Annotated in this window: 15 protein-coding genes and 1 pseudogene; 10 read left to right on the top strand and 6 right to left on the bottom strand. The window is 45.8% G+C overall.

Features of this window, described 5'->3' with window-relative positions; genetic code table 11:
* Positions 1–248 precede the first annotated feature (248 nt).
* Together ACYIA1_RS12425 and bamG are read left to right on the top strand one after the other, a co-directional pair.
* The gene (locus ACYIA1_RS12425; protein ID WP_005867135.1) at positions 249–1,565 is read left to right on the top strand and encodes a DUF4270 family protein; all 1,317 of its coding nucleotides are present in this window, start codon (positions 249–251) and stop codon (positions 1,563–1,565) included.
* Complete coding sequence (gene bamG, locus ACYIA1_RS12420; protein ID WP_008773748.1) at positions 1,552–2,757, top strand: BamG family beta-barrel-assembly machinery protein; 1,206 nt, start codon at positions 1,552–1,554, stop codon at positions 2,755–2,757. Before ACYIA1_RS12425 ends, bamG begins: the two co-directional genes overlap by 14 nt.
* Here bamG and ACYIA1_RS12415 read toward each other — a convergent pair whose 3' ends face one another.
* The 3 genes and pseudogenes from ACYIA1_RS12415 to ACYIA1_RS12405 form a co-directional block, all read right to left on the bottom strand.
* Positions 2,758–3,195 carry a LytR/AlgR family response regulator transcription factor gene (locus ACYIA1_RS12415; RefSeq protein ID WP_008773747.1) on the bottom strand — a complete coding sequence of 146 codons (438 nt, stop codon included), beginning with the start codon at positions 3,193–3,195 and terminating at the stop codon, positions 2,758–2,760. It abuts the gene before it with no gap.
* 123 nt (positions 3,196–3,318) lie between these two features.
* Positions 3,319–4,081 (bottom strand): annotated as a pseudogene (locus tag ACYIA1_RS12410) (LytR/AlgR family response regulator transcription factor).
* On the bottom strand, positions 4,078–5,259 hold the full coding sequence (locus ACYIA1_RS12405; protein ID WP_005867144.1) for a sensor histidine kinase: 1,182 nt from the start codon (positions 5,257–5,259) through the stop codon (positions 4,078–4,080). Before ACYIA1_RS12405 ends, ACYIA1_RS12410 begins: the two are co-directional and overlap by 4 nt.
* Before the next feature lie 117 nt (positions 5,260–5,376).
* On the opposite strand from ACYIA1_RS12405, the gene ACYIA1_RS12400 reads away from it, so the two are divergent.
* From ACYIA1_RS12400 to ACYIA1_RS12375, 6 genes are all read left to right on the top strand, one after another.
* Positions 5,377–7,065 (top strand): helix-turn-helix transcriptional regulator, encoded by a 1,689-nt coding sequence (locus tag ACYIA1_RS12400; RefSeq protein WP_480335421.1) that lies wholly within the window; start codon positions 5,377–5,379, stop codon positions 7,063–7,065.
* A 125-nt stretch (positions 7,066–7,190) separates the two neighbouring features.
* Positions 7,191–9,260, top strand: coding sequence for an outer membrane beta-barrel protein (locus ACYIA1_RS12395; protein WP_480335419.1), 2,070 nt, complete (start codon positions 7,191–7,193; stop codon positions 9,258–9,260).
* Positions 9,261–9,405: 145 nt separating this feature from the next.
* A complete protein-coding gene (locus ACYIA1_RS12390) occupies positions 9,406–9,684 on the top strand; it encodes a DUF3791 domain-containing protein (RefSeq protein ID WP_005867148.1) in 279 nt (92 codons plus the stop codon).
* Positions 9,678–10,409, top strand: coding sequence for a DUF3990 domain-containing protein (locus tag ACYIA1_RS12385; RefSeq protein WP_008773742.1), 732 nt, complete (start codon positions 9,678–9,680; stop codon positions 10,407–10,409). The genes ACYIA1_RS12390 and ACYIA1_RS12385 overlap by 7 nt, the downstream gene beginning before the upstream one ends.
* A gap of 795 nt (positions 10,410–11,204) precedes the next feature.
* Complete coding sequence (locus ACYIA1_RS12380; RefSeq protein ID WP_480335416.1) at positions 11,205–15,377, top strand: leucine-rich repeat domain-containing protein; 4,173 nt, start codon at positions 11,205–11,207, stop codon at positions 15,375–15,377.
* Between the two features lie 5 nt (positions 15,378–15,382).
* Positions 15,383–16,987, top strand: coding sequence for an InlB B-repeat-containing protein (locus ACYIA1_RS12375; RefSeq protein WP_480335414.1), 1,605 nt, complete (start codon positions 15,383–15,385; stop codon positions 16,985–16,987).
* Between the two features lie 185 nt (positions 16,988–17,172).
* Here the strand turns inward: ACYIA1_RS12375 and rplS are convergent, their stop codons facing one another.
* From rplS to ACYIA1_RS12360, 3 genes are all read right to left on the bottom strand, one after another.
* A complete protein-coding gene (rplS, locus tag ACYIA1_RS12370; protein ID WP_005854040.1) occupies positions 17,173–17,520 on the bottom strand; it encodes a 50S ribosomal protein L19 in 348 nt (115 codons plus the stop codon).
* A 137-nt stretch (positions 17,521–17,657) separates the two neighbouring features.
* Complete coding sequence (locus ACYIA1_RS12365) at positions 17,658–18,674, bottom strand: DUF4249 domain-containing protein (protein ID WP_005854041.1); 1,017 nt, start codon at positions 18,672–18,674, stop codon at positions 17,658–17,660.
* Between the two features lie 5 nt (positions 18,675–18,679).
* Positions 18,680–21,316, bottom strand: a complete 2,637-nt coding sequence (locus ACYIA1_RS12360) for a TonB-dependent receptor domain-containing protein (RefSeq protein WP_005854042.1) — start codon at positions 21,314–21,316, stop codon at positions 18,680–18,682.
* A gap of 114 nt (positions 21,317–21,430) precedes the next feature.
* Between ACYIA1_RS12360 and ACYIA1_RS12355 the strand changes: the two genes are divergently transcribed.
* Both ACYIA1_RS12355 and ACYIA1_RS12350 read left to right on the top strand, forming a co-directional pair.
* Entirely contained in the window at positions 21,431–24,430 is a 3,000-nt protein-coding gene (locus tag ACYIA1_RS12355; RefSeq protein WP_121961005.1) for a serine hydrolase domain-containing protein, read from the top strand.
* Between the two features lie 47 nt (positions 24,431–24,477).
* A complete protein-coding gene (locus ACYIA1_RS12350; RefSeq protein ID WP_048927502.1) occupies positions 24,478–25,506 on the top strand; it encodes a pyridoxal phosphate-dependent aminotransferase in 1,029 nt (342 codons plus the stop codon).
* The last annotated feature ends 6 nt before the right edge of the window (positions 25,507–25,512 follow it).

Here is a 25,512-nt window from a genome sequence, read left to right as displayed (position 1 = left end):
CGGAAGCAAAAGAACGAGGGTTTTACGAGACCCACAAATTAAATCGGTAAACATACGGTTTTTATCGGTGAATAAGCCGGATTTATAGGTTAGGGCCTCGAATGGTTTTGAAATCGGTTTCATCTTCAGTATCGGGCCGTTTACAGAGGAAACCGGTGGGTTCATGGGTTTATCTTGCCGGGTTTTGCGCTAAATACGTTCTTTGCCATCGGATTGATAAAAGATTATTCGCTTATTAAATAAGAAGTATGGTTAGAACATTCTTTGCTTTGGGGTGCTTGATGCTCTGTCTGGGACTGTTTTCCTGTTATGACGAGAACGGTACGTATGGCAGCGATCTGGTGGACTCCGCTTTCCGTAACGTTCGTATAGATACCAGCACGGTCGTAGTGACCTCGGTATTGATCGACTCGTTGGAGACATCCGGTAAGAACGTCGCTTTGGTAGGCCGGTACAAACATTCATTATGGGGAGTCGTCTCGTCGCATAGCTTTATCGCTTATGAGAGACCGAGCTATGGGACTGATCCGGACGAGACAGTCGTACTGGACTCGCTAGTCCTGTCTCTCGCTTTCGATGGTCGCTTTGTAGGGGACACAACCCTCCAACAAACCCTCTCGATTTATCAGCTAACGGAGAAGATCGTCTTAAACGATAACGGGTACTTATATAATAATAGCAGTGTCTCTTACGCTCCCGAGGCTTTGGCGGTCTGCTCATTTAAACCGAAGCCGAAGGGCGGGGAGAAACTGGAAGTCCGTCTTCCCGATGCGCTAGGGCAAGACCTCTTGTCCCGTTTTCATGCGCAGGATCAAGCGGTGTCCGAGGATCGCTTTGAGGACTATTTCAAGGGGGTGGCGATCGTGCCGGACTTGGCGGGAAGTGAGTCTCTGCTGACTTTCACGGTAGCCGATTCCTCCGCCGCTTTAGTCCTGCATTATCATTTATCCGATGAGCTTTCCACGGAGAAGGAATTATGGTTCTTCCCAAATACGGATACCCAGTTCAATCATATCGACCATGACCGTAGTGGAACGGATATGGCAGGATATCCGATGAAAGGAGTGGAGATACCTTCGGCTGAGCTTAGTAACCGGGGCGTATTATTCGGAGGCTTGGGTTGGTATACCCGTCTGGAATTCCCGTATTTGAATAATCTGATGCAACAAGGCACGCAAGTGGAGATCGAGAGCGCTTTACTTAAGATTTATCCCGAGCAAGGTACTTATTCGGATTACAATACCTTGCCGGACAGCCTCTACCTATATATCGCCGATGAGAATAATGTGGTGACGGATGCCGTGACCGATTATCTCGGTTCCGAGGTTCAACGAGGTACGCTATCGGAAGACAATACGTTTAACGAGAACACCTATTATTATTTCGACGTGACTCAATTCATGCAAGAGGAGCTAGGTGCCTTTGGCATGTATAAGCATAATCTTCAGTTGGTTTTTAATAGTGATGATTACACCGGCACGTTCAAGAACTTGACGTTTAACGATCAGGGAGGACGTAACCCGGTCACCCTACAACTCATTTATAAGGTCTATGAAAGTTACTAGATACCTTCTTTACCCTTGCCTCTTGATGGCGGCAAGCGCATCCGCGCAGAATGCGATGACTTCCTCACCTTACTCGATGTTTGGACTGGGTGAGATGGCTTCCGGTTTATATGGTCAAAATACCTCGATGGCGGGTGTCACTGTCGGCATGCGGGAAGGGATGCTGATGAATATAGAGAATCCTGCCGGATTGACGGCGTTGGATAGTTGTAAGTTGTTCGCTGAGGCATCTGCCTTCGTGAAGAATGAGCGATACCGCTCAGACGGGAGCTCTAGCAACGCATTCACCGGAAATTTCTCCGCTTTCTCATTGGGAGGGCGTATCATGCGACGGTGGTATATGTCCGCCGGGGTAACTCCTTATAGTTTCGTTGGGTATTATTTTAAGTCCTCGCAAGAGTTGGAAGGATCTCCCGGAACCTTTGTAACCAGTACGTTTTCGGGGACAGGCGGGCTTTCCAAGGCTTTCCTTTCCCAGGGATTTTTATTGACCAAGCATCTGTCAGTCGGTATGAATCTTAATTTTATCTTCGGAAATATGACGCAGAATGAGATACAAAGTGCGATGACAGTGTCAAGGGAGATGTCCGGTCGCTCTTTTTACGCCGATTTCGGTTTACAATATCATCGTCCGATCGCCCGGGAAACCTTTCTAACGGTCGGCGCCATTTACGGTTATAAGCAACGGATCTCATTGAAAAACACGGTGACGGTGACGGGAAGCAGCACGGAAACCCCCTATAACCAGAAAAGGGTGACACAATATCTACCTCAATATATAGGTATCGGCAGCTCATTGGCGCATAAGAAATGGACGTATGCGTTGGACTATCTGTTCCGGCAATACGGGGTATTGAACTCGGGCGATAGCCGGGTAAAGTTCCGGGATTCGCATGAGCTACGCTTGGGCGTATGCTATTTCCCGAATGGATTTAGCTCCAGCAGTTATTGGAAACGGATGTCTTATAAAGCGGGTGTTTCCGTTTCCACGCCTTACCTGCGGTTGAAAGGGCAATCCGGCGGGGCGTATCGGGTAAGCGTCGGCTTGGGGTTACCCGTCTTGAATGGCCGTATCAATACGGCGTTTTATTACGATCGTCTCCAATTGCAAGGGAATGCGTTGCGAAGGGATATCATGGGCTTTACGGTGACCTATACATTAAGCGAGAAGTTTTATCAAGTGAAACTTTAGTTACTCTTGAAGAGACAGTTTATTCATCAAGGCTGGCAGGTACGAGTCGCTGATAGGGATCAGTTCCTCGCCGATACGTATCCGCTTGCGCTCGATATAATTAATGTGGGAGAGGGATACGATGTAAGAGCGATGTACCCGGCAAAAACGATTCCTGTCCAGAAACTCCTCGAACCGCTTCAAGCTGACTTGCGTGAGCAGGGGCTTGCCATTGATACGGTGTACCTTTACATAATCGCCGTACCCCTCGAGGAAAAGGATCTCTTCCCGGCGGAGGCGGATGATCTTGCTGCCCTCCCGGACGAAGATGGGGCGTTCTGTTTGCTCCTTGCTCAGCGCTTGGTGAACATCGGCCAAAGCCTTGTCCAGTTTCTCGAAATATCCCATGAGCGTGTTCAGGGTCGAGGTGTCTCCGTCGAAAGTGATACATTTCAGCATAGTGTTTTTACCTTTATTTGTTGTACCGCAAAATAACAGGAAAGTTCGGTGAAGAAAGGTTAAGCGCCGATTAGTGGTATAATCGGGTCGGTGAATCGCCTTACGGGAGGGGGTGAAAAGACATTATTCCTCCTCCCTCAGAATCCATTTCTTGAAGATCGGGGTCTTGGTTTTGCTAATGATAATACGTTCGGGGACAGGTAAGGTGAGGTTGACGGACAGGCGGCTCCCGAACCAAAGATCTATATCCTTGATGGCGTTGCGTGAAATGATGAATTGACGGTTGGCCCGGAAGAAAAGCCTCTCGTCCAGTTGCTCTCCCAACGCGTCGAGGGTACGGTCTACGGGATGTTGTTTTCCGTCGAAGGTATAGGCGGTAACTTTCTCGTTGGCCGTATAGAAATAAAGGATCTCCTCAACCGGTAACGGATAGAATTTATCGGCCAGCATGATCAATAAGCTCTTGATCGTGTGGCGACTCTGGATTGTACGGTTCGTTTGCCGGATATGTGCCAGCCTTTCCTCGGTATCGAACAGCCGTAATTTATTCAAGGCCCTTTCCAGCGAGGCTAGCGTGACGGGTTTCAGCAAATAATCGATACTGCTCACTTGAAAAGCCTGCAATGCGTACTCATCGTAGGCGGTAGTGAAGACTACCGGGGCATCGATCTCCACCTGCTCGAATATCTTGAACGCCGATCCATCCGCTAAATGGATATCCATGAAGATGATATCCGGATGAGGCGATGTCCGGAAAAACTCCACGCTCTCTTCGATACTCTCCAGCTCGGCGATCACCTCGATCGGGGTAACCGTATTTTGCGCTAGGATTCGCCTTTAAGCTATTAACGGCGGTAGTCTCATCTTCTATAATAACTGCTTTCATGAGTGAATGGGTTTATTAAGTAAAGGAAGCGTGACCTTGAAATATTCCTTGCGGTTGGAGATCTGGATGTCCTTTCCGGTAAGCATCCGGTAGCGCCCCCATAGGTTCTTCAATCCGATACCGCTACCTTTGCTATCTTCCGACTTAGGATGTATTTTATTGGATATGATTAGTTTGTCCTCATGGGTGGTATAGATATCGATCTGTAGCGGGTATTGCTTGCTGATAACGTTGTGCTTTACGGCGTTCTCGATCAAGGGGAGTACGCTCAATATCGGCAGATACCAAAGTAAGTAAGGGGTATCCGCTTGGATGGAGAAGAATAGTTTTCCCTCGTAGCGCACGCTCAGCAGATAGGTATACGCCTTTACGAATTGAAGTTCTTCCGCTAGCGTAACCAGCTCTTTCTTGTTGCTTTGCAAGATATACCGGAAGACGTTGGATAGCTCATCCAGATAAGCCAACGTCTGTTGTTTTTCTCCGCTCTGTATCAAGGCGTTCAATCCATTTAAGGAGTTGAAGAAGAAATGTGGGTTGATTTGTCCCATCAAGGCGTTATAGGAATTCTGTAACTTCTCGGTCTTCAATTGTTCATATTCCAGTTTCATTTGTTGCTTGCTGCTTAACAGGCGGATTAGTACGGAACTTAGCATAACCGTAAGGAAGACGAAAAGATGCTCCGTCATGAAAGAGTTAGGGACCGTGAAAGGCTTGGGAGGTACCGGTATGCCCCGGCGCTCGGCAGACCTGATGGTTTGCGTAGCCATCCTGCCCCGGTCGATGCGGATCATGATATCCTGGGTAGCTGGCTGGGGCCCATCTTCCCCAAGCCATTCTACGAAAATGGCCGTGTACAAAACCGGCGACAGATGAAACATGCCGTAGGCGATGCTGATACAAGTTACGCAAACCAGCAATACCCTTTTATACTCTTTCCTGCGGAAAAGCTTGTCCCCGAGCTTATACATCAAGCTGTTGACAATAAATAAGATGAAGGAGAACACGAAGAACCAGATTAGCAAATAATACATGGTGCGATCCGGAGGCTGGATACCCATGCTCGGGTTTCCGGTCTCGAACTCATATTTACGCATCAGAAGGGCGAAGTTCACGAAAATACTAAGCAAGACGGATATCGTGAAGCCGATCAATAAGTCGTTTCTTTTTAATTGTAACATAGATAAACCCTTTGTCTGCTTACAAAGATAGGGCTTCCTTATCCGAGTGGGAAAAGGAATCGACGAAACGGATAAAAATATCGGTGAATCGCCCGGGCTTCCGAAAATAATGTACCTTTGCCGGAAATTAGGATCTCTGTCGCTATGACGAAATGGTTTGTCTACATATTGCTGGCCAATGTCTGCCTGTTGCTTTCCTGTGGCGGTAAATCCGTACGGGAGAAATTCGCGGAAGCGGACCGATTGGTAAACGAGAATAACTTAGATAGCGCCGCTTGGCTGCTGGAGGAGCAAATAACGCTTTCCGCTCTTTCGGATAGCGATAAGGCAGAGTATGGACGTAGGCTCGCTTGGCTTCATCTCTTGCAGGGGCGCAGCTTGGTGAACGACTCGCTCATCGACTACTCCGTGGATTATTATAAGGAGCATGCCTCGGAGCCTTTACTTTCCGCTTATTTCGTAAAGGCTATTTATATGGGTGATTCCCGGAAGGGGTTGGAACAAAGACGTGCCTTGTACCGAGAGGCGATAGATTCCGCTTATTCCCGTTCGGATTCGACCTACCTTGTACGTTTTTATGACCGATTGACTTCCTTGAGCTTTGGTGAGGGGTTGTATCGGGAAACGATCGCAGACTCGAAGGAATGGGAAGCCTCGCCAAAAGCTGGATTTAAGGAGATGGCCTATTATATGGCCGGGTTGAGTTATAGCCGCTTGCGAATGAGGGACTCGGCGGATTATTATCTTCGTTTGGCTGCGGACTCGGCCTTGGCTAAGAATATCGAATGGTATGCCCATCATTTTGCCCGCAATTACGCGGATTTCTTGTATGACTTTAATCCCAAGGCTTCTATCAGCTATTTACGTTTGTTGGAAGAACGATATCCGGAGCGAGAGACCCCGGGATCCTATGTTATGCCTTGGATCAATCTAGGGGAACTGGATTCTGCCCGGAAGTATATCGAGAAGAATACGTTAGGCTTGGAACTTAGTCACAGTGATGATATAGCCTCGCATGCGCTGAATTATGCCTATCAATTTATATTGGGCGTAAAGGAAAATAAACCGGTGGATATTTCCCGATTAGGGCAATATTGCGATTCTTTGTATACCGTGAAATCCCAAACGGAGAAGGCTGAGCGGGAACGATTGGTCGATCAAAATCGTTTACGCCGAGAAAATCTTCGCTTGGAGATGAGCCGGCAGCGTACGTTCTCTATCTTGGTGATCGTTTCTTTGCTTTCCATATTGGTAGCTGGTGGAGTTTTCTTATATATCCGTAACCGAAGGAACCGTTTGATTGATATGGAGGAGCGTTTGGAAGCCTTGCGTCAGCTCTTGAATGAGTCCAAGCAATCCGTAGCGGAGGAGGAGAAACCCGATAGTGCCTTTTTCCGTAAGGTCTTGTTGCAGCAATTGGGTGTTATCCGCTTGATGGCGACTACTCCCACGCAACAAAATAAGGAATTGCTCCAGCAAATGACTCGTATCACGAATGAGGATGTCCCGGTAGATACGCTTTTGGTATGGGATGACCTGTATCCGATTATCGATGCGGTCTATGATAATTTCCATACGCATCTGGTCCGATTGTCTGATGGGCGTTTGCTGGAAAAAGAAATCCAGCTTTGTTGCTTGCTATGCGCCGGCTTCTCTACCAAGGAAATCAGTGTAGTCACCCAACAAAGCGTCCGTACGATCTATCAGCGCAAGACGGACATCCGCCATAAGCTGGGTATGGACGAGAAAGAGGATATCATCGGCAATATAAGTGCTCAAACGGCAAATATAAACTTTTCTCTCTAAGTCGTTTGCTAATACTTTGTAAATCAGTGTATATGCATAATGCCTTGCACTTTAGTTTCTTGCCTGTATAAATCGATTTTAGCTGTTTCCCTCCTTACATTTGTCTCGAATCAAATTTGAATTTTATGAGAAGACAAGTATTATTTGTGGGATTGATTTGCGTTGCCTTTTTGGTAAACGCACAAGAGGAGAAAACGATCGATTTGGATGAGGTTACCATTCAAGCCTCTTCGATTATAAGGAAGAAAGACCGTCAACTTATATTCCCCTCTAAAGACCAAGTGCAGCGCTCGATGGATGGCTTGGATTTGACAAGGCGGATGTCTTTACCTCGTCTATGGGTAGATCCGAATACGAAAAGTATCTCAATGGCGAATGGAAACGTTCAGTTGCGTATAAATGGCGTGTTGGCTTCTTCCTTAGAAGTCGCAGCCCTCTCGCCGGAGGATATCAAACGGGTGGAATATCACGATAACCCCAGCTTGCGATATGGGGAAGGAGTCGATATCGTCTTGGATTATATAACGATCAAGCGGACTTCCGGAGGAAATCTCGGCGTGGATTTAAGCCATCAATTAAACACGTTTTGGATGGCAGATTATATATACGGTAAGTATAACCGAGGACGTTCGGAATTCTCTTTATCCAGCTTTGCGAACGGACACCGGTATAAAGAGGCATGGCAAGACCGGACGGAAATCTTTCATACCCCAGACGGTACCTTCCAGCGAACACAGGAAGGAATCCCCGGAAGGGATTATGAGATGTATTGGACTACGACGGCGAATTATAACTACACGAAGGATGATGATTATTTCTTGAACGCTAAGTTGAACTTTTATTATTACGACTATCCGCATAACTATAGCGACGCCCTTTTAAGAAATAGCGAGAGTATGGCTACGACCCATCTTATCGATAATAATAAATCCTTGAATACCCGTCCCTCGCTCGACTTGTATTATTTCCGGAAATTACCCCGTAAACAATCATTGGCCGTCAATGTCGTGGGAACTTATTCGAATACCGATAGCCGTCATACCTACCGGGAAGAACTGGAAAGCATCCCTCTGACAGATATTTATACGAAAGTAGATGGAAAGCGCTATTCGGTAATCGGAGAGGGTATCTACGAGAAAGAGCTAGAGACCGGTCGTATTTCCGCCGGTTTGAAACATACGCAGGCTTATACGGACAACGTATATTCCGGTTCCGGTGATTATACGACCCATATGACGGAATCTGAATCGTATATGTATGCGCAATACGTAGGAACTTGGAAGAAGTTGGTTTATAACGTAGGTTTGGGCGCCTCCCGTAATTATCTATCGCAAGAAAACTCGGGCTCTTATAATCGGTGGTATTTCCGCCCGCAGGTAACACTTACTTATACTATCAATGAGGTATTATCCGCTCGTTATCGGTATACCCTGCGCAATGTAAACCCATCCTTGTCTGAGTTGAGTAACGTGGAGCAATGGATTGATTCCTTACAGGTTCGTAGAGGTAATCCGGGTCTATCCCCTTTCTTATATCATAACAACGCCGTGGAATTTCATGTGAATACGGCAAAGGTCAAGGCCGGCTTTACTTTCTCTTACCAATACCAGCCCCGCATGGTCATGGAAGAGACCCTGTATGACGTTAGCCGGGGACTTTTTATCCGTACCTACGATAACCAACGGAGTTTCCATCGTTTTACGCCGGAACTGTATTTGAATTATTCACCCTTCGGCGATTATCTGCGCATGAATATCTCCGGAGGCTTGAACCATTTCCAATCGAATGGAAATAGCTATTCGCATACATACACGGATCCCTTCTATGTGATCTCTTTGAATAGCGATGTGAAGAACTTTAATTTTAACCTGTTGATTTATAAGAGAAGCTATAGTTTTTCGGGTGAGACCAGTCGTGAGGCCGATCGTTTTAATAGGTTGGGTATCGGTTATAGGATCGGGAAGGTTCAGTTAAGCGCTTCTTTCTCTACCCAATTTACCTCATCCGCCCGTTACCGGAGTAAGAACCATTCAGCGATCGCTCCCTATGTGACCGATCAGCGTTTTGGTGATATTTATCCGGGCTTCGAGATTGGATTCTCTTACCACTTAGATTTCGGTCGCAAATACAAATCCGTGGATCGTAAGTTGTATAATTCAGATAATGAATCGGGTATATTGAATAGTCGGAAGTAAGTTACTGTACATTCATACGTGAGGTATTGAAGTATATCTCCTATAGGGAAGGGAGTGTTATATTACGAAAATGACTTTTGATGTCTTTGTATAACTGAAAGTATTTGCTAACTTTGTTATCTATAACCAGAAAAAGGATAGGGTTATGACTATAGAGGAGAAGCAACTGGAATTTATGATTTATTGCATAGAGAGTACCGCGGAACGATTAGGGCGTTATGGTTCGGATGTATATAATAAACTGAAGGAACTAGGAGCGATCAATGGCTATATCCGCTCTTATTACGATACCTTGCATACGCAAGGGAAATCATATATCGTAGACTCCATCCTAGAATATATTTACTATCGTGATCCTCAATGGCTCCCGGACGGATATAAACCCTTCCGTAGTATTGAAGAGAAAGGGAAAACACTATGTTGACGGTTTATCATGGTTCCACTTGCCGCATAGAGGAGCCTTTGGCTGGGGTTTGCCGGCCTAATCTGGATTTTGGAATCGGGTTCTATGTTACAGACTTGAAAGAACAGGCAGTTCGTTGGGCGCTTCGTACAGCAGAGGTACGTCATAAGGATGAGGCTTGGCTGAATGTTTATTCTTTGGATATGGATGTCTGTCGTGTCTTGCCATATCGCTATTTATGTTTCGAAACTTATGATGCTGATTGGTTAGACTTTGTAGTGGCCTGTCGTCAAGGTCGAAATTTGTGGTCAGCTTATGACATGATAGAAGGAGGTATAGCGGATGACCGTGTGATTCGTACGATTGACCTTTATATGCGTGGGGATTATACACGCGAGGAGGCCTTGGCTCGTCTTATCCATCAAGAGCCTAATAACCAGATTTGCATAATTAACCAAGAGATCATAGATCGTTGCCTCTGCTTTACGGAAGCGTTTCTTTTACCTAAAACACCTGCTCCACTTGTTGTCCCTGGTGCGGCTGATACGGTTATGCAGGGTAAATATAGGGGAGTTATCGAACTGCTTGCGTCTCGTTTGCGTATTTCTGCCGATAAAGCATTAGACCTTTTTTATAATAGTGATACTTATAAATGCCTGACATTACGGAACGGAGATTTGCTTTTAAAAAGCGATCTCTACATTCTTGACGAAATCATACGAGAGCTGCAAGATAAGCAGGGCTAGTGTCTTGAATGTTCCAAGGAATGTGGATAGCAGTTGGAAAACTACTTAGTAAGCAGATCTCCATCAGCTTAGTAAGTAGATACCCCCTCTGCTTACTAAGTAGCCCCCCCCTTTACTTAGTAAGTAGATGTCGCTCTACTTAGGGAGATGATGTCGGTCTGCTTAGGGAGTTGTTGTCGATAGTTTTAAGGAGTTACTTGTATTCTTGCTTTATAACTGTTTTATTCTTTGAAAGATAAGTCTGCCTTCTTCGTTCAGCGGCGGCGAACGATCATTCGCTGCCGCCGAATATATATTCACCGCCGCCGAACGAGCGTTCGCTGTCGCTGAATAAAGTATATATTAGGTAGTGAGGAATTTCCTATACGGTTCAAGAGACATTTGTTTCGGTTTGTTTTGGCTTTTGTCCTTATGGATTGGATGAGGAATTCTAAATATTCGCATGGATGTTTGCGGGATTCATGGGAAATTCCGTACTTTGTACCGAGCCGTTAGAGTGGAAGCTCGGCGGGTTCGTTTTCGTGGAAAAGGCGTTAAAAGATATTATACCTATATCAGAAATCCCCAATTTCATATCCCGGTATAATACGACAGACGCCCATGCTTGTTATAGTTACTTCGAGAGGAGCATCCTATAATGAAGCGTGGGGCTGCTGTTCGTTACCGGGATAAAGGTATGGGGATACCATGATATAGGTGACGATGGCATAAGCCTCGCGCTTTTTCTTTGTGTAGATGATAAGGAGGAGTTGATGGTTGCAGGGTAAATCAATTATTAATTCAAATAGAATGAGTATGAAAAAACTTTTCTTTCTTTTTGCTTTTCTCGTAGGACTTGGGATAAGTAGTAGTGTATATGCACAATTGGTGAAGGAGGTAACACTGACCTCTACCAATACGCTGGCATCCGAGCTAGGAGCGGATGTGGGCAAGGTAACGAGCTTGAAAGTAAATGGCCTACTGAGAGCGGAAGACTTTAAGACGATGAAGGAGCAAATGAATATGCTCCAAGTTTTGGATATGAGTGGGGTGACGGAGTTGCCGAAAACTGCCTATTGGAATGAGAGTGTACGTGAAGAACTTCAAAGTATTCCGAGAGAGGCATTCCAAAATAAATTAACTCTTCAAAAAGTGATATTCTCGGAAGCTCTTGAAATGATAGATGAAGGGGCTTTCTCGGGTTGCAATAACCTCACGGAATTTGATTTCTCAAAAGCTACTCAATTGCGATCAATAGAATATAGAGCGTTTTATGAATGTTCCGGCTTACGGGATCTTGATTTATCGGCCTGTACGAGTTTAGTTGGAATAAGGAGTAATGCCTTTTATCGTTGTAGTAATTTACAAACGGTTAATTTATCGGGATGCGGAAAGTTGTCGAATATAGGAACCTATGCGTTTCGATATTGTTCCTCTTTGCGGACAGTAGACTTGTCTAATTGTACTGCATTGGCAATTTTGGATTCTTATGTATTTTCCGATTGTTCGAATCTGAAGAGCGTTAGTTTGGAGGAATGTACGGCATTAACTACGATTGGAGAAAGTGCGTTTAATAGTAATTATTCTATCTCTCAATTATCCGACTTTGATTTTTCTCAATTGACAGCCTTAAAAGATATAGGCGAAAGTGCTTTTAGTAATTCAGCCTTGGCTGGTGATATCGCTTTTGCATCCGGAATCACCCAATTGGGTAGAAACGCCTTTTCTGGTTGTCGTAATATCACTAGCGTCGATTTCAGTAAAAGCACACAGCTCTCAGTTATATCTTCGGGAACGTTTAGTTCTTGTCAAAATCTTAAAAAGGTAGATTTTAGTAATTGTGCCTCCTTGAATACGCTGAATATAGGAGCTTTTGACAACTGCCCAGCTTTGGAAGAAGTCGTAATCGATAACGGCTTTTATACTTCTATCGATGGTGTATTATTCGTGGTAGATAAGGCGAGCTTGTTGCTTTATCCGGCAGGGAAGAAAGCGGAGGCTTATACGATTCCTTCTACGGTGAAAACGCTTGGTGAGCGTTCGTTTCCTTATAACGAATCATTGATGGAACTGACGATCCCGGAATCTGTGTTGACTATAAAAGGAGAGGCTTTTTATAACGGATCTTTCTCGGGAAGAGGAGCGAAAGTAATCATGAAGGCTGAGAAGCCGATCGGCTTGTCGCAATCGATCGGTTTGGAGAATGCGTTGGTATATGTACCGAAAGGCTTTGCTAAGGCTTATCGTGAGGCTGCTTTTTGGAAAGAAAGCAAGATTGTAGAGATTGATGCGGATCCTGTAGTAGTGACCTTGGAGGCGGCTGGTTCGCTGGGTGCGAAATTGACGGAACTGAATATTCCATTGGCTACTATCTTAGAATTGCGTATCACCGGTCCGATGAACGCTAGTGACTTCGAGGTCATTAAGCAAATAGAGCTGTTGCAAAAGGCTGATTTGAGCAAGGCTACGATGGAAGAGGATCGATTACCGAATTATGCGTTTGGAGGGTTGCGTTATTTGGAAGATGTTATTCTTCCGAATACGATAAAGGAGATAGGTAATTCTGCGTTCTCTGGTTTATCCGCATTGCGGAAAGTGAATATGCCCGAGTTTGTAGAAAGGATCGGGGAGTCTGCGTTCTCGGACTGTTCCAGCTTACAAAAGATTGATTTATCGTTATTGTCTCACTTGAAGGCGGTCGGTTACTCTACTTTCTCTTCCAGCTCATGCGTGCCCGTTTCATTGAAACTTCCGGATGGATTGGAGCGGATTGACGGTTACGCTTTTAATAATACTGGTGTTACTTCCGTGGACTTCTTGAATACGTCCTTGTCTTATATAGGCAACAATGCATTCTGTGCATGTCCGATCACCGGCACATTATCTTTCCCCGGTACCTTACGATCCATAGGCAATTCTGCTTTCGCTTCCGCAAAGGTCTCATCTATCAAGTTGAAGTCTACAGAGATGGTACGTTTGGATGGAGCTGATGTTTTTAAATCCGTAGATAAGACCACCTGTAAAGTTTACGTCCCGAAAGGCATGAAGGATACTTATAAAGCAAACACCTATTGGTCTCCATTCGGAAATAACATTGTGGAGTTTGGGCAGTTGATTACGGCAACTTCTAATAATGAAAATTATGGATGGGTAGAAGGTAGCGGTGCCTATGAAGAGGGGGAAATAGTGACTTTGAAGGCGGTTTGTCAGGATGGAAATTGGGAAGATTATTATTGGGCTAAATATGTTAATTTGTTCTTTGGCTGGTATGATGGTGAGACAAAAGTCTCCGATGATACTATATATACTTATAAGGCAGGTAAGGAGGACAAAGCATTTGTCGGTAAATTCGTGCGTATAAGTTTCCCTAATACATCAGACCTTCTTCAAATGGTAAGAAATGATAGTAAATCCATTACGGTGAGGGTGGAGATGCCTGCCGATGATCCTCGATTGTTTGCTGGTTGGTATGAGAATGATCAATGTGTTTCCAAGGAAGAAGAGTTGACGGTGCAAGTTGGTATGGTAGACCGATCCTTGGAGGCTCGTTTCTTCGACGATGGACTTATGGTTGTTAACGGTGGTAATGTCATCGTAAATGATCAGAATAAGGTGGATGGACCTGCTGTAATTTTGCATCACGGTAGCCTCACCGTTGAGGGTAATGAGATTTGGAAACCGAAGAGCTTTGCTTACTATCGGGATGCCTCCTTGCTGGTGGATGCTGAGATACAGACCGAGGCGATCTCCTTCAATTGGAACGCTAGGAGTAACTATTGGCATTTCGTATCCTTCCCCTACGACTTGAAGATGTCCGAGATCAAGCTGACAAGCAGCGACGCTCGCTTTGTCGTACGGGAATACGATGGCAAGTCTCGTGCCGATAAGGGAGTGGGTGAGTCTTGGCGACAGCTTTGCGACTCGGAGACCTTGAAGGCAAATAAGGGATATATTATCCAATTCAATAGCGACGATACGATGGCCGATGGATTTACTACCCAGACCGGTGATATGAAAGCCCTCCTTAATCGGGCGAGCGTGGCGATTCCGTTGAATACCTACGCTTCGGATAATGCCATGAATGCCAATTGGAACTTCGTGGGGAATCCGTATCCCGCCTATTATAGCGTGGAGCGATTGTTCGCTGATGGATTGGACGCTACGGTGACGGTTTGGTCTCCCGATTTGAATAACTACGAGTATTATACGCAGGATGATAAGGATGTCTATCTGGCACCGCTTACGGCCTTCTTCGTACAAAAGAAGACTTCCAACTTAGTATTCAATCCGGAGGGCCGTGTGGCTGCCCTGCCGAGGGAAACGCAAGCAGCTTCAGCGTTACGTAGTGTGGATAACCGTCAAGTTGTCAACCTGCTGTTGGCAGGCGAGAAGGCAAGCGACCGTACCCGTGTGGTATTCAACGAGGCTGCCTCGCTGGAGTATGAGATCGGTCTTGATGCTGCCAAGTTCGGCAGTCCGAATGCGGAGGCCGCCTCTTTCTATAGCTTGGATACGCAAGGGAATCGATTGGCTATCAACGAGCGTCCGGTAGCGGATGGCGTGGTACGCCTTGGATGTGTCCTGCCAGCTAAGGGAAGCTATACGATCTCATTGAAAGAGAGGATTGGCAAAGGTATTCAGTTAGTGGATAAGCAGACGGGTGCCGTATGCGACCTGAACCAAGAGGCTTATACCTTCGAGGCCGAGGCTGGAACCCTCTCTGACCGCTTTGAGCTGAGAAGCGATGTGGTGACTTCTGTTGAGGCAATCGATGCGTCGATTCGCTGGAACGTGCGAGAAGGCTTGTTGATCGTGTCCGGCTTGCGTGATGTGGAAACTTTGAGTGTATGCGATGCGGCGGGTCGTATTCATTTCGCTGGTAAAGTGACGGATGGTGAGGTACGTATGGCCCTACCTCAGTCTGGTATTTATTACATGACATGGACGACAAAAGCGGGCGAGCGTCAGACTTGTTCCATTAAATGGTAATCGCTATGAGAAAACGATTGTTTCGATATATTACGATGGCTTTGTCTCTTTGGATCTTCCTCGGAGGATCCATCGGGCAAGTCTATGCGCAGGATGAGTTCAATCCGACTCCTCCACCGGAGCCGGGGAAACTAACGCTCTTACTCTCCACGGATCCCCACGGATCCGCTTATTTGGAGCAAACGAATCCCTCCGGCATTTATGATACGGGTACGGAAGTAACGGTACGGGCCTATCCGCATACGGATTATGAGTTTGTGGCTTGGCAGTCCGCTGATGGAGAAGAATTGTCCGGCCTCTCGGAATATACCTTCACCCTTACGGAGAAAAACGCTCGCTTGATTGCCAAGCTACGTTTTAACCCGAAGGAGAATCCATCGGAGCCGGGAGATGGTTATTATAATCTGATTACGACCGTCGCTCCTTCCATGGCCGGATGGGTAGAACAGAGTGGCCAAGGTATTTATGAGAATGGCAAAGAGGTGACACTTATCGCCCATGCTTATCCCGATTATGTGTTCGACCATTGGGAGAGCGATGGGAAGAATGTATCGGAAGAGACAACCTATCGCTTCACCATGCCGGGCAAGCATGTGTACCTGCGGGCCGTGTACGACTGGAAGCCGCAAAGTCCTATCGAGCCGGAGATCGGGTATTGCCTTTACGTAAACACTTCCGATCCGGAGGCCGGCTATGTATCGCAAAGCGGAAACGGTATCTATGAGTTAGGGGATGAGGTGACCGTGATCGCCTCGCCTACGAAAGACTATGACTTTATCGGCTGGTATGATGAGGCGGGTATGTGCCTGTCTACCGACATCTCTTATACGTTGACTATTAGTAAGCGAACCACTACGATCGAGGCTCGTTTCAAGACGAGAGAGGCACCGGTGGATGAGGTGGAGATCGTACCCGGGCCGAATCCGGATGATCCTTCATCTACGGAGAAAGGCGGCGAGGTGGAAGTGATAGGCGAAGCCATTCCCGGCCAAACGGTCGAGATCATCGCGATGCCGAAACCGGGTTATGCTTTTGAAGGTTGGTATTTGGATGGCGTGTTTATCCCGGAGGCGGAGATGAGCCATGAGATCTTGATCGGTAAAGATATGGGTAAGCTAGAGGCTAAATTTCGGGAATTACCCGTTGACTTGGAAGTAGAGGGTGGAGAGAACGGTTGGGCGGAAGTGACTCGCTATAGAGGTGATGTCATTAACTTGAAGGCTGAACCGATCGTAGACCATACCTTTATGGGATGGTACTTGCTAGATCAGTTATTGTCGAAAGCGTTGAATTATGATTTTGATGTCAATATTCTACGTGCGGCCTTGCCCGCTATTCGTGCGGTGTATACCAAAGGTACGGTAGCCAATGAGACGATCGTTAGGGAGGAACTAGTCACGATCGCTTTCTCCGGGAACCAACTCTGCGTGACTGCTCGCCAAGCGATCCGTAGATTGATGGTTTATTCGTTCGAGGGGGACTTATTAGGTACTAACGGCCAAATGGAACAAGGTGATATCTATCGCTTATCCATACGTAGCCCCTTACTTCTCGTTATCGAGGCAACGGATGGTACTCGTATCGTCTGTAAATTGTCCTCCGGACGGTAGTCCGTGGCGTGATTTGGATATATGATTCTTTCAATGCCCATTCTAAGGTTCTTATAATGCCCATCGTAAGCTCCTTTGAATGGGCATTGTTAGATGCTTACGATGGGCATTGTAAGAAACGATAAACAAAAAGCCATCCGGCATTCCGCTGGATGGCTTTTTGTATGGCAATAGAATCGGAGAGATTACACTCTCTTTTCTTTGATTCTTGCTTTCTTACCGGTAAGGGCACGCAAGTAGTACAATTTAGCACGACGTACTTTACCGACTTTGTTAACCGTGATGCTTTCGATAAACGGAGATTCGATCGGGAAAATTCTCTCTACACCTACGTTCTCAGACATCTTACGAACTGTGAAACGTTTTTTGTCGCCGTGACCGGAGATACGGATAACAACACCGCGATACTGCTGGATACGCTCTTTGTTACCCTCTTTGATACGGTAAGCTACCGTGATCGTATCACCACTCTTGAATGAAGGAAGTTCCTTCTTCGTAGCGAACGCTTCTTCTGCAATCTTAATTAAATCCATTGTTTATAGCTTTTTAATTGTAATTTATAATGAAACGCAATTTAACGGGCTACATTTCCCGACAGAGATTACGTAAAGCGGGTGCAAAGTAACGAAATAAATATTTGATTCGCAATAGATAGATGCTTTTTTGCTCGCTATTTGATTAAATCTTTTATGTCTACCAAGGATTCAAACCATTGACATCCACCAGCGATTCCCGTTCCTCCTTCCACATTGCTGTAGATTCGGACAGGCTCGGCCAGACCTACATTCGTAAGTCCGCCCATGATACCTTCATTCTTGATGTTTTGTAAAGATAGCAGATATTGGTAATAGGGTTCGGACAGGGAATATAAACGAATATGGCGTTTGGTATAATATTTAGTATCGGACCTAAGTTGTTCTTTTACTTGCAACGTGTATTCCTTCCCGTCGAACAGCTCGTCGGAAAATACCCGTCCCCGCCAATTTACCATCGAGGAGCCGAAAACCTCATCCAAGATACCTTGTTGCTGCGTGAATACGGGATCTACGGAGAAGTCCAACAGGACACCAAGATGGTCGTCATCTCCCCATATCTGTAGAGAATAGTAATTTGATTTACCCGGGGTATCTTGGAAAGTGATTTGATAGATAAGCACATCGTTTTCTTCTATGTAGGAGATATTCCCATCTCCATCGACAAGGGTACCGCCGTTGTCGGTAGCTTCTTTACGGGGAATTATGCGCAGGCCTTTGATTTCGGTCTTGGAAGGAATCTTATCTTCCGCCGAGGCTGTTCCATATTCCGGGGTGGAAGCTACAATCTTTACGGTTTGTCCGGGCTGTGGAACCGTATTCGATATATAAAGCGTATCTGTTACCCATCCACCTCGATCCTCTCCGAGCCAACGAGAAGATTTCCAATAGGAATATTCTTTCCAAGGCATCTCCTCCTTGAAGATCCCGTCTATGTATAATTCCACCTTGGCGTTTCGAATCGTCACGTCCGGCTTGCTCTCTGAGTGAAACCATGTGCGGGATATGCTGGCCATTACGACTGTATCCGGCGAGAAGGCCGAGTTGATCACCATTTTCGGTGTAGTACGATATTCCTCTAGGTCAAACTTCCTGTAGCAGGAGGTTAGGAGCAGGCTGGATAATAAGATTGATAAATAGAATATAGGTTTCATGTTCTTTAGAATTTATAAGTATATGATATAGACGGAATGATCGGTAAGAGCGATAACGTCTCGAAATAATGGCTGTAGTTTATCCAAGACCGCTTATGGATAGTTATCGGGTTCATCTGGCAATAAGCGTTATATACGCTGATATTCCAGATACCGAGATGGCCGTTCTTTTTAGGTCGATAAATATTAATCCCCAGATCTAAGCGGTGGTAAGCGGGGAGACGTACGTTATTACGCTCCGTGAAATAGTCCAAGCCTCCTTCCGGTAAGAGCGGAGGGACAGGAGTGAGGCCCAAATCCTCGTAATTCTCGAATGCCACCGTAACCCGGTTTCCGGTCATGAAAGTCCAGCTTCCTGTTAGTTCCAATTTCTCGTTGATCTTCCAGTTTGCGACGATATTCAGCTTATGGCGGTTATCGTATTTCGCGGGGAAACGTTTGCCATTATTAATCTCGTCGAACTGCCGGTCGCTCCACATTAGTCCGTATCCGATCCATCCTGTTATACGCCCCGTCTCTTTCCGGGCGATAAACTCCGCTCCATAGGCCCACCCCTTACCGGCGGCCAGTTTCTCCTCCCAACCGACGAACGAGGGTAAGAAGTTGTAACCATCTTTATAATCCAGTAAGTGATTCATCCATTTGTAATAACCTTCCACCGAGAAGGAATAGTTCTTGTGCAGATTGTAATAAGCGCCAACGGATACTTGATCACTCACCAATGGTTTTAATTTCTTGCTGACCGGCATCCACATATCGGTAGGGAGACTCATATAACTTTCGCTAATCTGATGTACGTATTGATTCATCCGGGCGTATGAGGCCTTAAGGCTTAGATCCCTCGTGAGCAGGAAGCGTACGGATAAACGAGGGTCTAAGGAGACATATGTCTTCTTTTGTATATTGTACATGTTCAGGCGTAATCCGGCGTTAGCCCGGACAATGGGAGATATCGCCCAGTCATCTTCGGCGAAAACAGCCAACTCATTCGCTGAAAGGCGCTCGTCTCCGGTAGTTCGTTTGGTCGGAGACAAATTCTCGGAGGTCTTTTCCTCGATATATTCCGGGCTGAAACGATGGTAAAGATAGTCGGTACCATAACGGATATGATGTGCCAAGGTAGGAATATAGTCGAAGTTCGCATGGACTCCGAAATCATTGATACCGTTTCGGGTTGAGGTCTCGATAAACCGTGAAGAATAATCTTTGTCACCCTCGGTTCCGTAGTATTGTGAAGTCTCTTGTTTTAGTTTGGATTGATAATGGGAATAAGCCAAGGTGACGGTACCGAACATCTTGTTGTTAAACACATACGACCAGCCGGAAGACAATGCGATGTTACCCCAGCGCATCTTTCCAAAGTCCTTGTTCTCGAAAGGGGTTATATTATCACCTACGGAGAACTCAGAACTTCCTCCTTTTAGGAAATCCTGTCCGAAATAGAAATTAACGTAAGCTTGGCTCCGGTCATTGATATGGTGGTTCACTTTTAGGTTCAGATCGGTAAAAGCATAGCGTGCGCTGAATTTCTCCCCCTTCTTTTTCTGAATTTTATTGTAGATCGCCAAACCCGGTGCGGATAAGGCATCCAGCCAAGAGCGACGGAAGGAGGCGTTGAACGAAGTCCGGTCTTTAATGATCGGCCCTTCGAAATTTAAGTTACCGGAGGTCAATCCTAGCATAGCGCTACCATGGTACTCTTTCATATTGCCATCTTTAGTATGCACATCCACTACGCTGGAAAGCCTTCCCCCATAGCGGGCGGGGAAAGCGGATTTATAAAAATCCACATCTTTCAAAGCCTCGGCGTTGAAAGCGGAGAAAAGTCCTCCGAGATGATTGACCTGATACAGTTGGATTCCGTCTATCATATACAGGTTCTCGTCTCCATTCCCCCCACGGACATACATCCCGGCTAATCCTTCCGTTCCGGCTGATACGCCGGGTTGGGTTTGCAGGGCTTTGATCACATCAGCCTCACCGAATAAGGTCGGGATGGTCTTGATCATCTTCCGGGTTATTTTAATCGTTCCCATCTGAGGGGCTTGTATCGGGTTTTGTGTGTCATTACTACCGGTAACGACAACTTCGGCCAATGCCTCACCGCTTTCCAGCAGAATTTCCATCACGGTATCCCGTTCGAGCGGTTGGAATGTATGTGAGAAACGTCCGTATCCGATGTAGGAAGTCTCCAGACGGACTACCCCGACCGGTAAGGTTAGACTGAAGAAACCGTGGTTATTGGTAGCTGTGCCCCTTTGTGTGCGAGAGTCATAAACGGAGGCCCCGATTAGATATTCTGTAGTCGCTTTATCCCGTACGAATCCGCTGATGGTTACTGAGCGGGGGAGTTTCTTCAAGATGATGTGGGTACCGTTTATCTGATAAGACAGAGGGAGCTTTTGGAATAGCCGGGTAAGGCATTCCGATATGGATTGGTTATCAGATTTGAATGTAATCCGGGAAATACCTTTGAGAATAGAAGGATCGTAGGAGAATGTCATGCCTGTTTGATGCTCTATTTTTTTCATGATTTCTTGGATCGGTTCTTGTTTAGCCTCGATACTGAGAGTCGGCGCCTGTCCCCAAGCGCTTGATTGAAAGCCGAAGATAATCAAGATTATGAGTAGTATTAGCTTCATGAAGTACTTCCTTTTTTATTACGAGACAGGAAAGATAGTAAAAACCCCTATCACAATTTACGTTACTATTGCGATATTTTCTTATTTTTGGAGAGTAATAATGATAATGTTGTGATGAGACAGATTGGTATCTTGCTTTTGTGTTGTATTTCCCTTTTATCGAGTGGGGCGCAAACAGTCCCGAACCTTTATCGTGCGGTGGATCAGGAAAAGATGAATCATTGGGTTGATTCCGTGTTTGACGCTATGAGTTATGATGAACGGATCGGGCAGTTATTTATGGTTATAGCGAATCCTAAATCCGATAACCGGAATATGCAACGGCTTATGCGTTACGTGAACGATATCAAGATCGGGGGCATCTTATTCCATAAAGGGGATCCGGTGACGCAGGCGGAGGTGACCAATCGTTTGCAAAAGGCTTCCCGGATTCCGATGTTGGTCTCTTTGGATGGGGAGTGGGGACTTTCCATGCGATTAAGTGGAACCACCCGTTTCCCGAAAAACATGATGCTAGGCGCTATCGAGGACAATGCCTTGATCGAGGAATATGGAAAAGAGGTGGGACGGCAGTGCCGGGAAATGGGAATTCATATAAATTTCGCTCCGGATATGGACGTGAATAGCAATGTGGATAATCCCGTGATCGGCCTGCGTTCGTTTGGCGAGAATCCGGAGGCTGTGTCGGAGAAAGGTATTGCTTACGCAAGAGGATTGGAAAATACGGGCATCTTGTCTGTCTCCAAACATTTCCCCGGACATGGAGATACTTCCGAGGACTCGCACGAGACATTACCCGTCGTGCGCCATAACCGGGCCCGCTTGGATAGCGTGGAACTTCTTCCTTTTAAACGTTATATATATGATGGGTTCGGCGGGATAATGACGGGACATCTTTACGTTCCAGCTTTGGATAAAAGTCATAAGCCGGCTTCTTTCTCCAAGGCGGTCGTGACGGATCTATTACAGAAAGAACTCGGTTTTCAAGGTCTGTGCTTTACGGATGCTTTAGCGATGAAAGGGGCTTCCACAAAGAAAACGGATAATCCTTCGGTGAAGGCTTTGCTTGCGGGGAATGATATCTTGCTCGCTCCGGCCGCTCCAATCAATGATTTTACGGCCGTGAAAGAGGCTATTGAAGAAGGGGTATTGGATCTGGAAGCGATCGAGGCCAAGTGCTTGAAAATATTAAGGTACAAATATATCGCTGGATTGAATGCCTATAAGCCGGTCGAAACAAAAGGCTTATCGAAACGTTTGAACTCTCCGCATGCGGCATGGATGGCGGCGAAGTTGAATTCGGAGGCTATTACTGTTTTGAAGAATGAGGATACGATCTTACCTCTTAAACAGTTGAATAAGAAAAAGATCGCAGCGCTCTCGATTGGAGACGGGGTTGGTAATGAGTTCCAGAAAATGCTGGGCGAATATGATTCGATCGCTTGCTTTAGTATCGGACGGCGTTCTACGGCTACCCAAGTCCAACAGGTTTATAATAAATTGCAAAAATACGACGTGATCATTTGTGGCGTGCATACGATTCGCATTCCCGAGAGTTTAGCGTTGAGGCAGTTGGCTGCGAAGAAAGAGTTGGTCTATACTTTCTTTACCTTACCATATGCTTGTAAGGAATATAAGAAGTCGATCGAGAAGGCGAAGGCGGTCGTGTTGGCTTACGAGGGCACTCCCTTAGCGCAGGAATATGCGGCCCAAGTGATATTCGGTGGTATTGCGGCGAAAGGGAAACTTCCGGTTTCAATTCCGGGATTGTATTATGCGGGTACTGGTATTTTTACGGAAAAGACTCGTTTGGGGTATCACCAGCCAGAAGAGGTGGGAGCGAATCCGGACCGTTTGGATGTAATTGAGTCGATCGTTAAAGAGGGATTGGATGAGAAGGCTTATCCCGGATGCCAAGTGTTGGTTGCGAAGGACGGCATGATTATCTATAATAAATCGTTTGGTTATTTTGATTACGAAAGTAGGCAGCCGGTCACGGAGGCGTCAGTTTATGACTTGGCTTCGGCATCGAAGGCGGCGGGGACTTTATTGGCAGTCATGAAAGCGTATGATGAGAAGAAATTCACCTTGAACAATAAGATCTCCGATTTTATACCGGAGTTGAAAGAGTCTAATAAAAAGGATTTATCGATAAAAGAGTTACTATATCATCAATCGGGAGTGACTCCAACTATTAATTTCTATCTGGATGCTATTGATAAGGATAGTTATAAAGGCAGTTTATATAGTTCGGCGAAGAACGCCACGCACCCGGTTCGTTTTGACGCTAAAACGTATGTCCGGAATGATTTTAAATATCTTCCGGATATAGTATCAGATACACGGAAACCCGGATTTACGACTGAGGTAGCCCGTAATTTCTATGTGAGTGATTCCTTTAAAGATACGATCCTTCAAGATATCAAGAAATCCCGTTTGGGTACGAGAGGTAGGTACGTATATAGTTGCGTGAATTTCATTATGCTGAAAATGATGGTGGAAAATCTGATGAAATCTCCGATGGACCAGCTTCTTCGGGATGATTTCTACAGCGGGTTAGGGGCTTGGCATACCACTTATAATCCGTTGAAGCGAATGGATACCTTGCAAATTGTACCTACGGAACAAGATGGATTTGTCCGCCGTCAATTGCTTCGCGGATATGTGCATGATGAGGCGGCCGCTTTTCAAGGGGGTGTTTCTGGAAACGCCGGATTATTTTCGAACGCGAATGATCTGGCGAAGGTGCTCCAATTGATGCTAAACCAAGGGACTTATGGCGGCGAGCGCTATCTTTCTTTGGAAACCAGCCGTTTGTTTACACAAAGCAAGAGCCCGACTTGCCGTAGAGGGCTAGGATTTGATAAGCCGGTGATTGGTAATCCGAAAGCCTCGCCTTGTGGGGCTTTGGCTCCCGCCTCGGTCTATGGACATACAGGATTTACGGGTACTTGTTTTTGGATAGATCCGGATAACCAGCTTATTTATATATTTTTGAGTAACCGGGTGAATCCTAGCCGGGCAAATAATAAACTGGGATCGCTTGATATACGTACTCGCATACAGGATGCGATCTATAAGGCGATTGATAGGAAAAGCCAAAAAGATTCGTAATTTTGTGACAGTTTTAACAGATAAGGTATTAATTAAAAAGCAGGTATATGTTATACGGACACGGTGATGATTTTTATAACGCAAAGAACGAGGTAAAGATAAACTTTAGCTCGAATGTGTGGCACGGAGCTAATTTAGATAAACTGAAGGAACATTTGATCGAGCATTTTGATAAGCTGACTCGTTATCCGGAGCCGGATGCCGCTACCTTGAAAAGATTGTTGGCCCGCCGGTATGAGATCAAGGAGGAGAATATCGTAGTGACGAATGGTTCGATCACCGCTTTTTATTTGTTAGCGCAAGCTTGGCGAGGTGCGAAATCCATGATCGCTATTCCTTCTTTCTCTGAATATGAGGACGCTTGCCGTTTGCATGAGCATGAGATCTCTTTCTTCCCGACATCGGACGATTTATCAGAGTTATCCTTGGAGGGACAGGATTTCTGTTGGATTTGTAATCCGAATAATCCGGATGGAAAGCTGATCCATCGTACGGAGCTTCTCCGTTTGATCTCAGCGAATCCGCAGACTACCTTCATTATTGATCAGGCATACGTGGCTTTTACGACGGAAGACATGCTAAAGCCGAGTGACGTGAAAACGCATAAGAACTTAATCCTTGTCCAGTCTATCTCGAAGGCTTATAATATCCCCGGCTTGCGTATCGGTTATCTGGTCGCTTCTCCGGAGATCGCGGAGAAAGTGAACAAGTATATCATACCTTGGTCGGTAAATGCTATCGCTATCGAGGCAAGTAAATATATCTTGATCCATCCGGCGCAATTTACGTTGCCGATCCGTAAATGGCAGCGTGAGACCGCAGATTTTATTTATCAATTAAGTAAATTGGATGGCTTGGAGGTAATCCCGACCTCTACGACTTTCTTCCTTGTCCGTTTGAAGAAGGGTACAGCCGCTGATTTAAAGCAATTCCTTTTAGATAATTACGGAATCTTGATCCGTGACGCTTCGAATTTCCGGGGCTTGGATGAGACTTATCTACGGCTCTCTACCCAGAAGGCTGATGAGAACCAGCTTTTACTTGAGGGGGTAAAGATTTGGTTGGAGCAACAATAAATGAAA

It is taken from the genome of Parabacteroides sp. KHUB-02 (assembly GCF_056640955.1).
This window is presented reverse-complemented; position numbering and strand designations above follow the sequence as displayed.

What these genes read in the sequence shown, in the direction of transcription:
- ACYIA1_RS12355 (WP_121961005.1), top strand. Translation starts at nt 21,431, where the DNA reads ATGAGACAGATTGGTATCTTGCTTTTGTGTTGTATTTCCCTTTTATCG.
- ACYIA1_RS12350 (WP_048927502.1), top strand. Translation starts at nt 24,478, where the DNA reads ATGTTATACGGACACGGTGATGATTTTTATAACGCAAAGAACGAGGTA.
- ACYIA1_RS12385 (WP_008773742.1), top strand. Translation starts at nt 9,678, where the DNA reads ATGTTGACGGTTTATCATGGTTCCACTTGCCGCATAGAGGAGCCTTTG.
- ACYIA1_RS12395 (WP_480335419.1), top strand. Translation starts at nt 7,191, where the DNA reads ATGAGAAGACAAGTATTATTTGTGGGATTGATTTGCGTTGCCTTTTTG.
- ACYIA1_RS12365 (WP_005854041.1), bottom strand. Translation starts at nt 18,674, where the DNA reads ATGAAACCTATATTCTATTTATCAATCTTATTATCCAGCCTGCTCCTA.
- rplS (WP_005854040.1), bottom strand. Translation starts at nt 17,520, where the DNA reads ATGGATTTAATTAAGATTGCAGAAGAAGCGTTCGCTACGAAGAAGGAA.
- ACYIA1_RS12405 (WP_005867144.1), bottom strand. Translation starts at nt 5,259, where the DNA reads ATGTTACAATTAAAAAGAAACGACTTATTGATCGGCTTCACGATATCC.
- ACYIA1_RS12360 (WP_005854042.1), bottom strand. Translation starts at nt 21,316, where the DNA reads ATGAAGCTAATACTACTCATAATCTTGATTATCTTCGGCTTTCAATCA.
- ACYIA1_RS12415 (WP_008773747.1), bottom strand. Translation starts at nt 3,195, where the DNA reads ATGCTGAAATGTATCACTTTCGACGGAGACACCTCGACCCTGAACACG.
- ACYIA1_RS12425 (WP_005867135.1), top strand. Translation starts at nt 249, where the DNA reads ATGGTTAGAACATTCTTTGCTTTGGGGTGCTTGATGCTCTGTCTGGGA.
- ACYIA1_RS12375 (WP_480335414.1), top strand. Translation starts at nt 15,383, where the DNA reads ATGAGAAAACGATTGTTTCGATATATTACGATGGCTTTGTCTCTTTGG.
- ACYIA1_RS12390 (WP_005867148.1), top strand. Translation starts at nt 9,406, where the DNA reads ATGACTATAGAGGAGAAGCAACTGGAATTTATGATTTATTGCATAGAG.
- ACYIA1_RS12380 (WP_480335416.1), top strand. Translation starts at nt 11,205, where the DNA reads ATGAAAAAACTTTTCTTTCTTTTTGCTTTTCTCGTAGGACTTGGGATA.
- bamG (WP_008773748.1), top strand. Translation starts at nt 1,552, where the DNA reads ATGAAAGTTACTAGATACCTTCTTTACCCTTGCCTCTTGATGGCGGCA.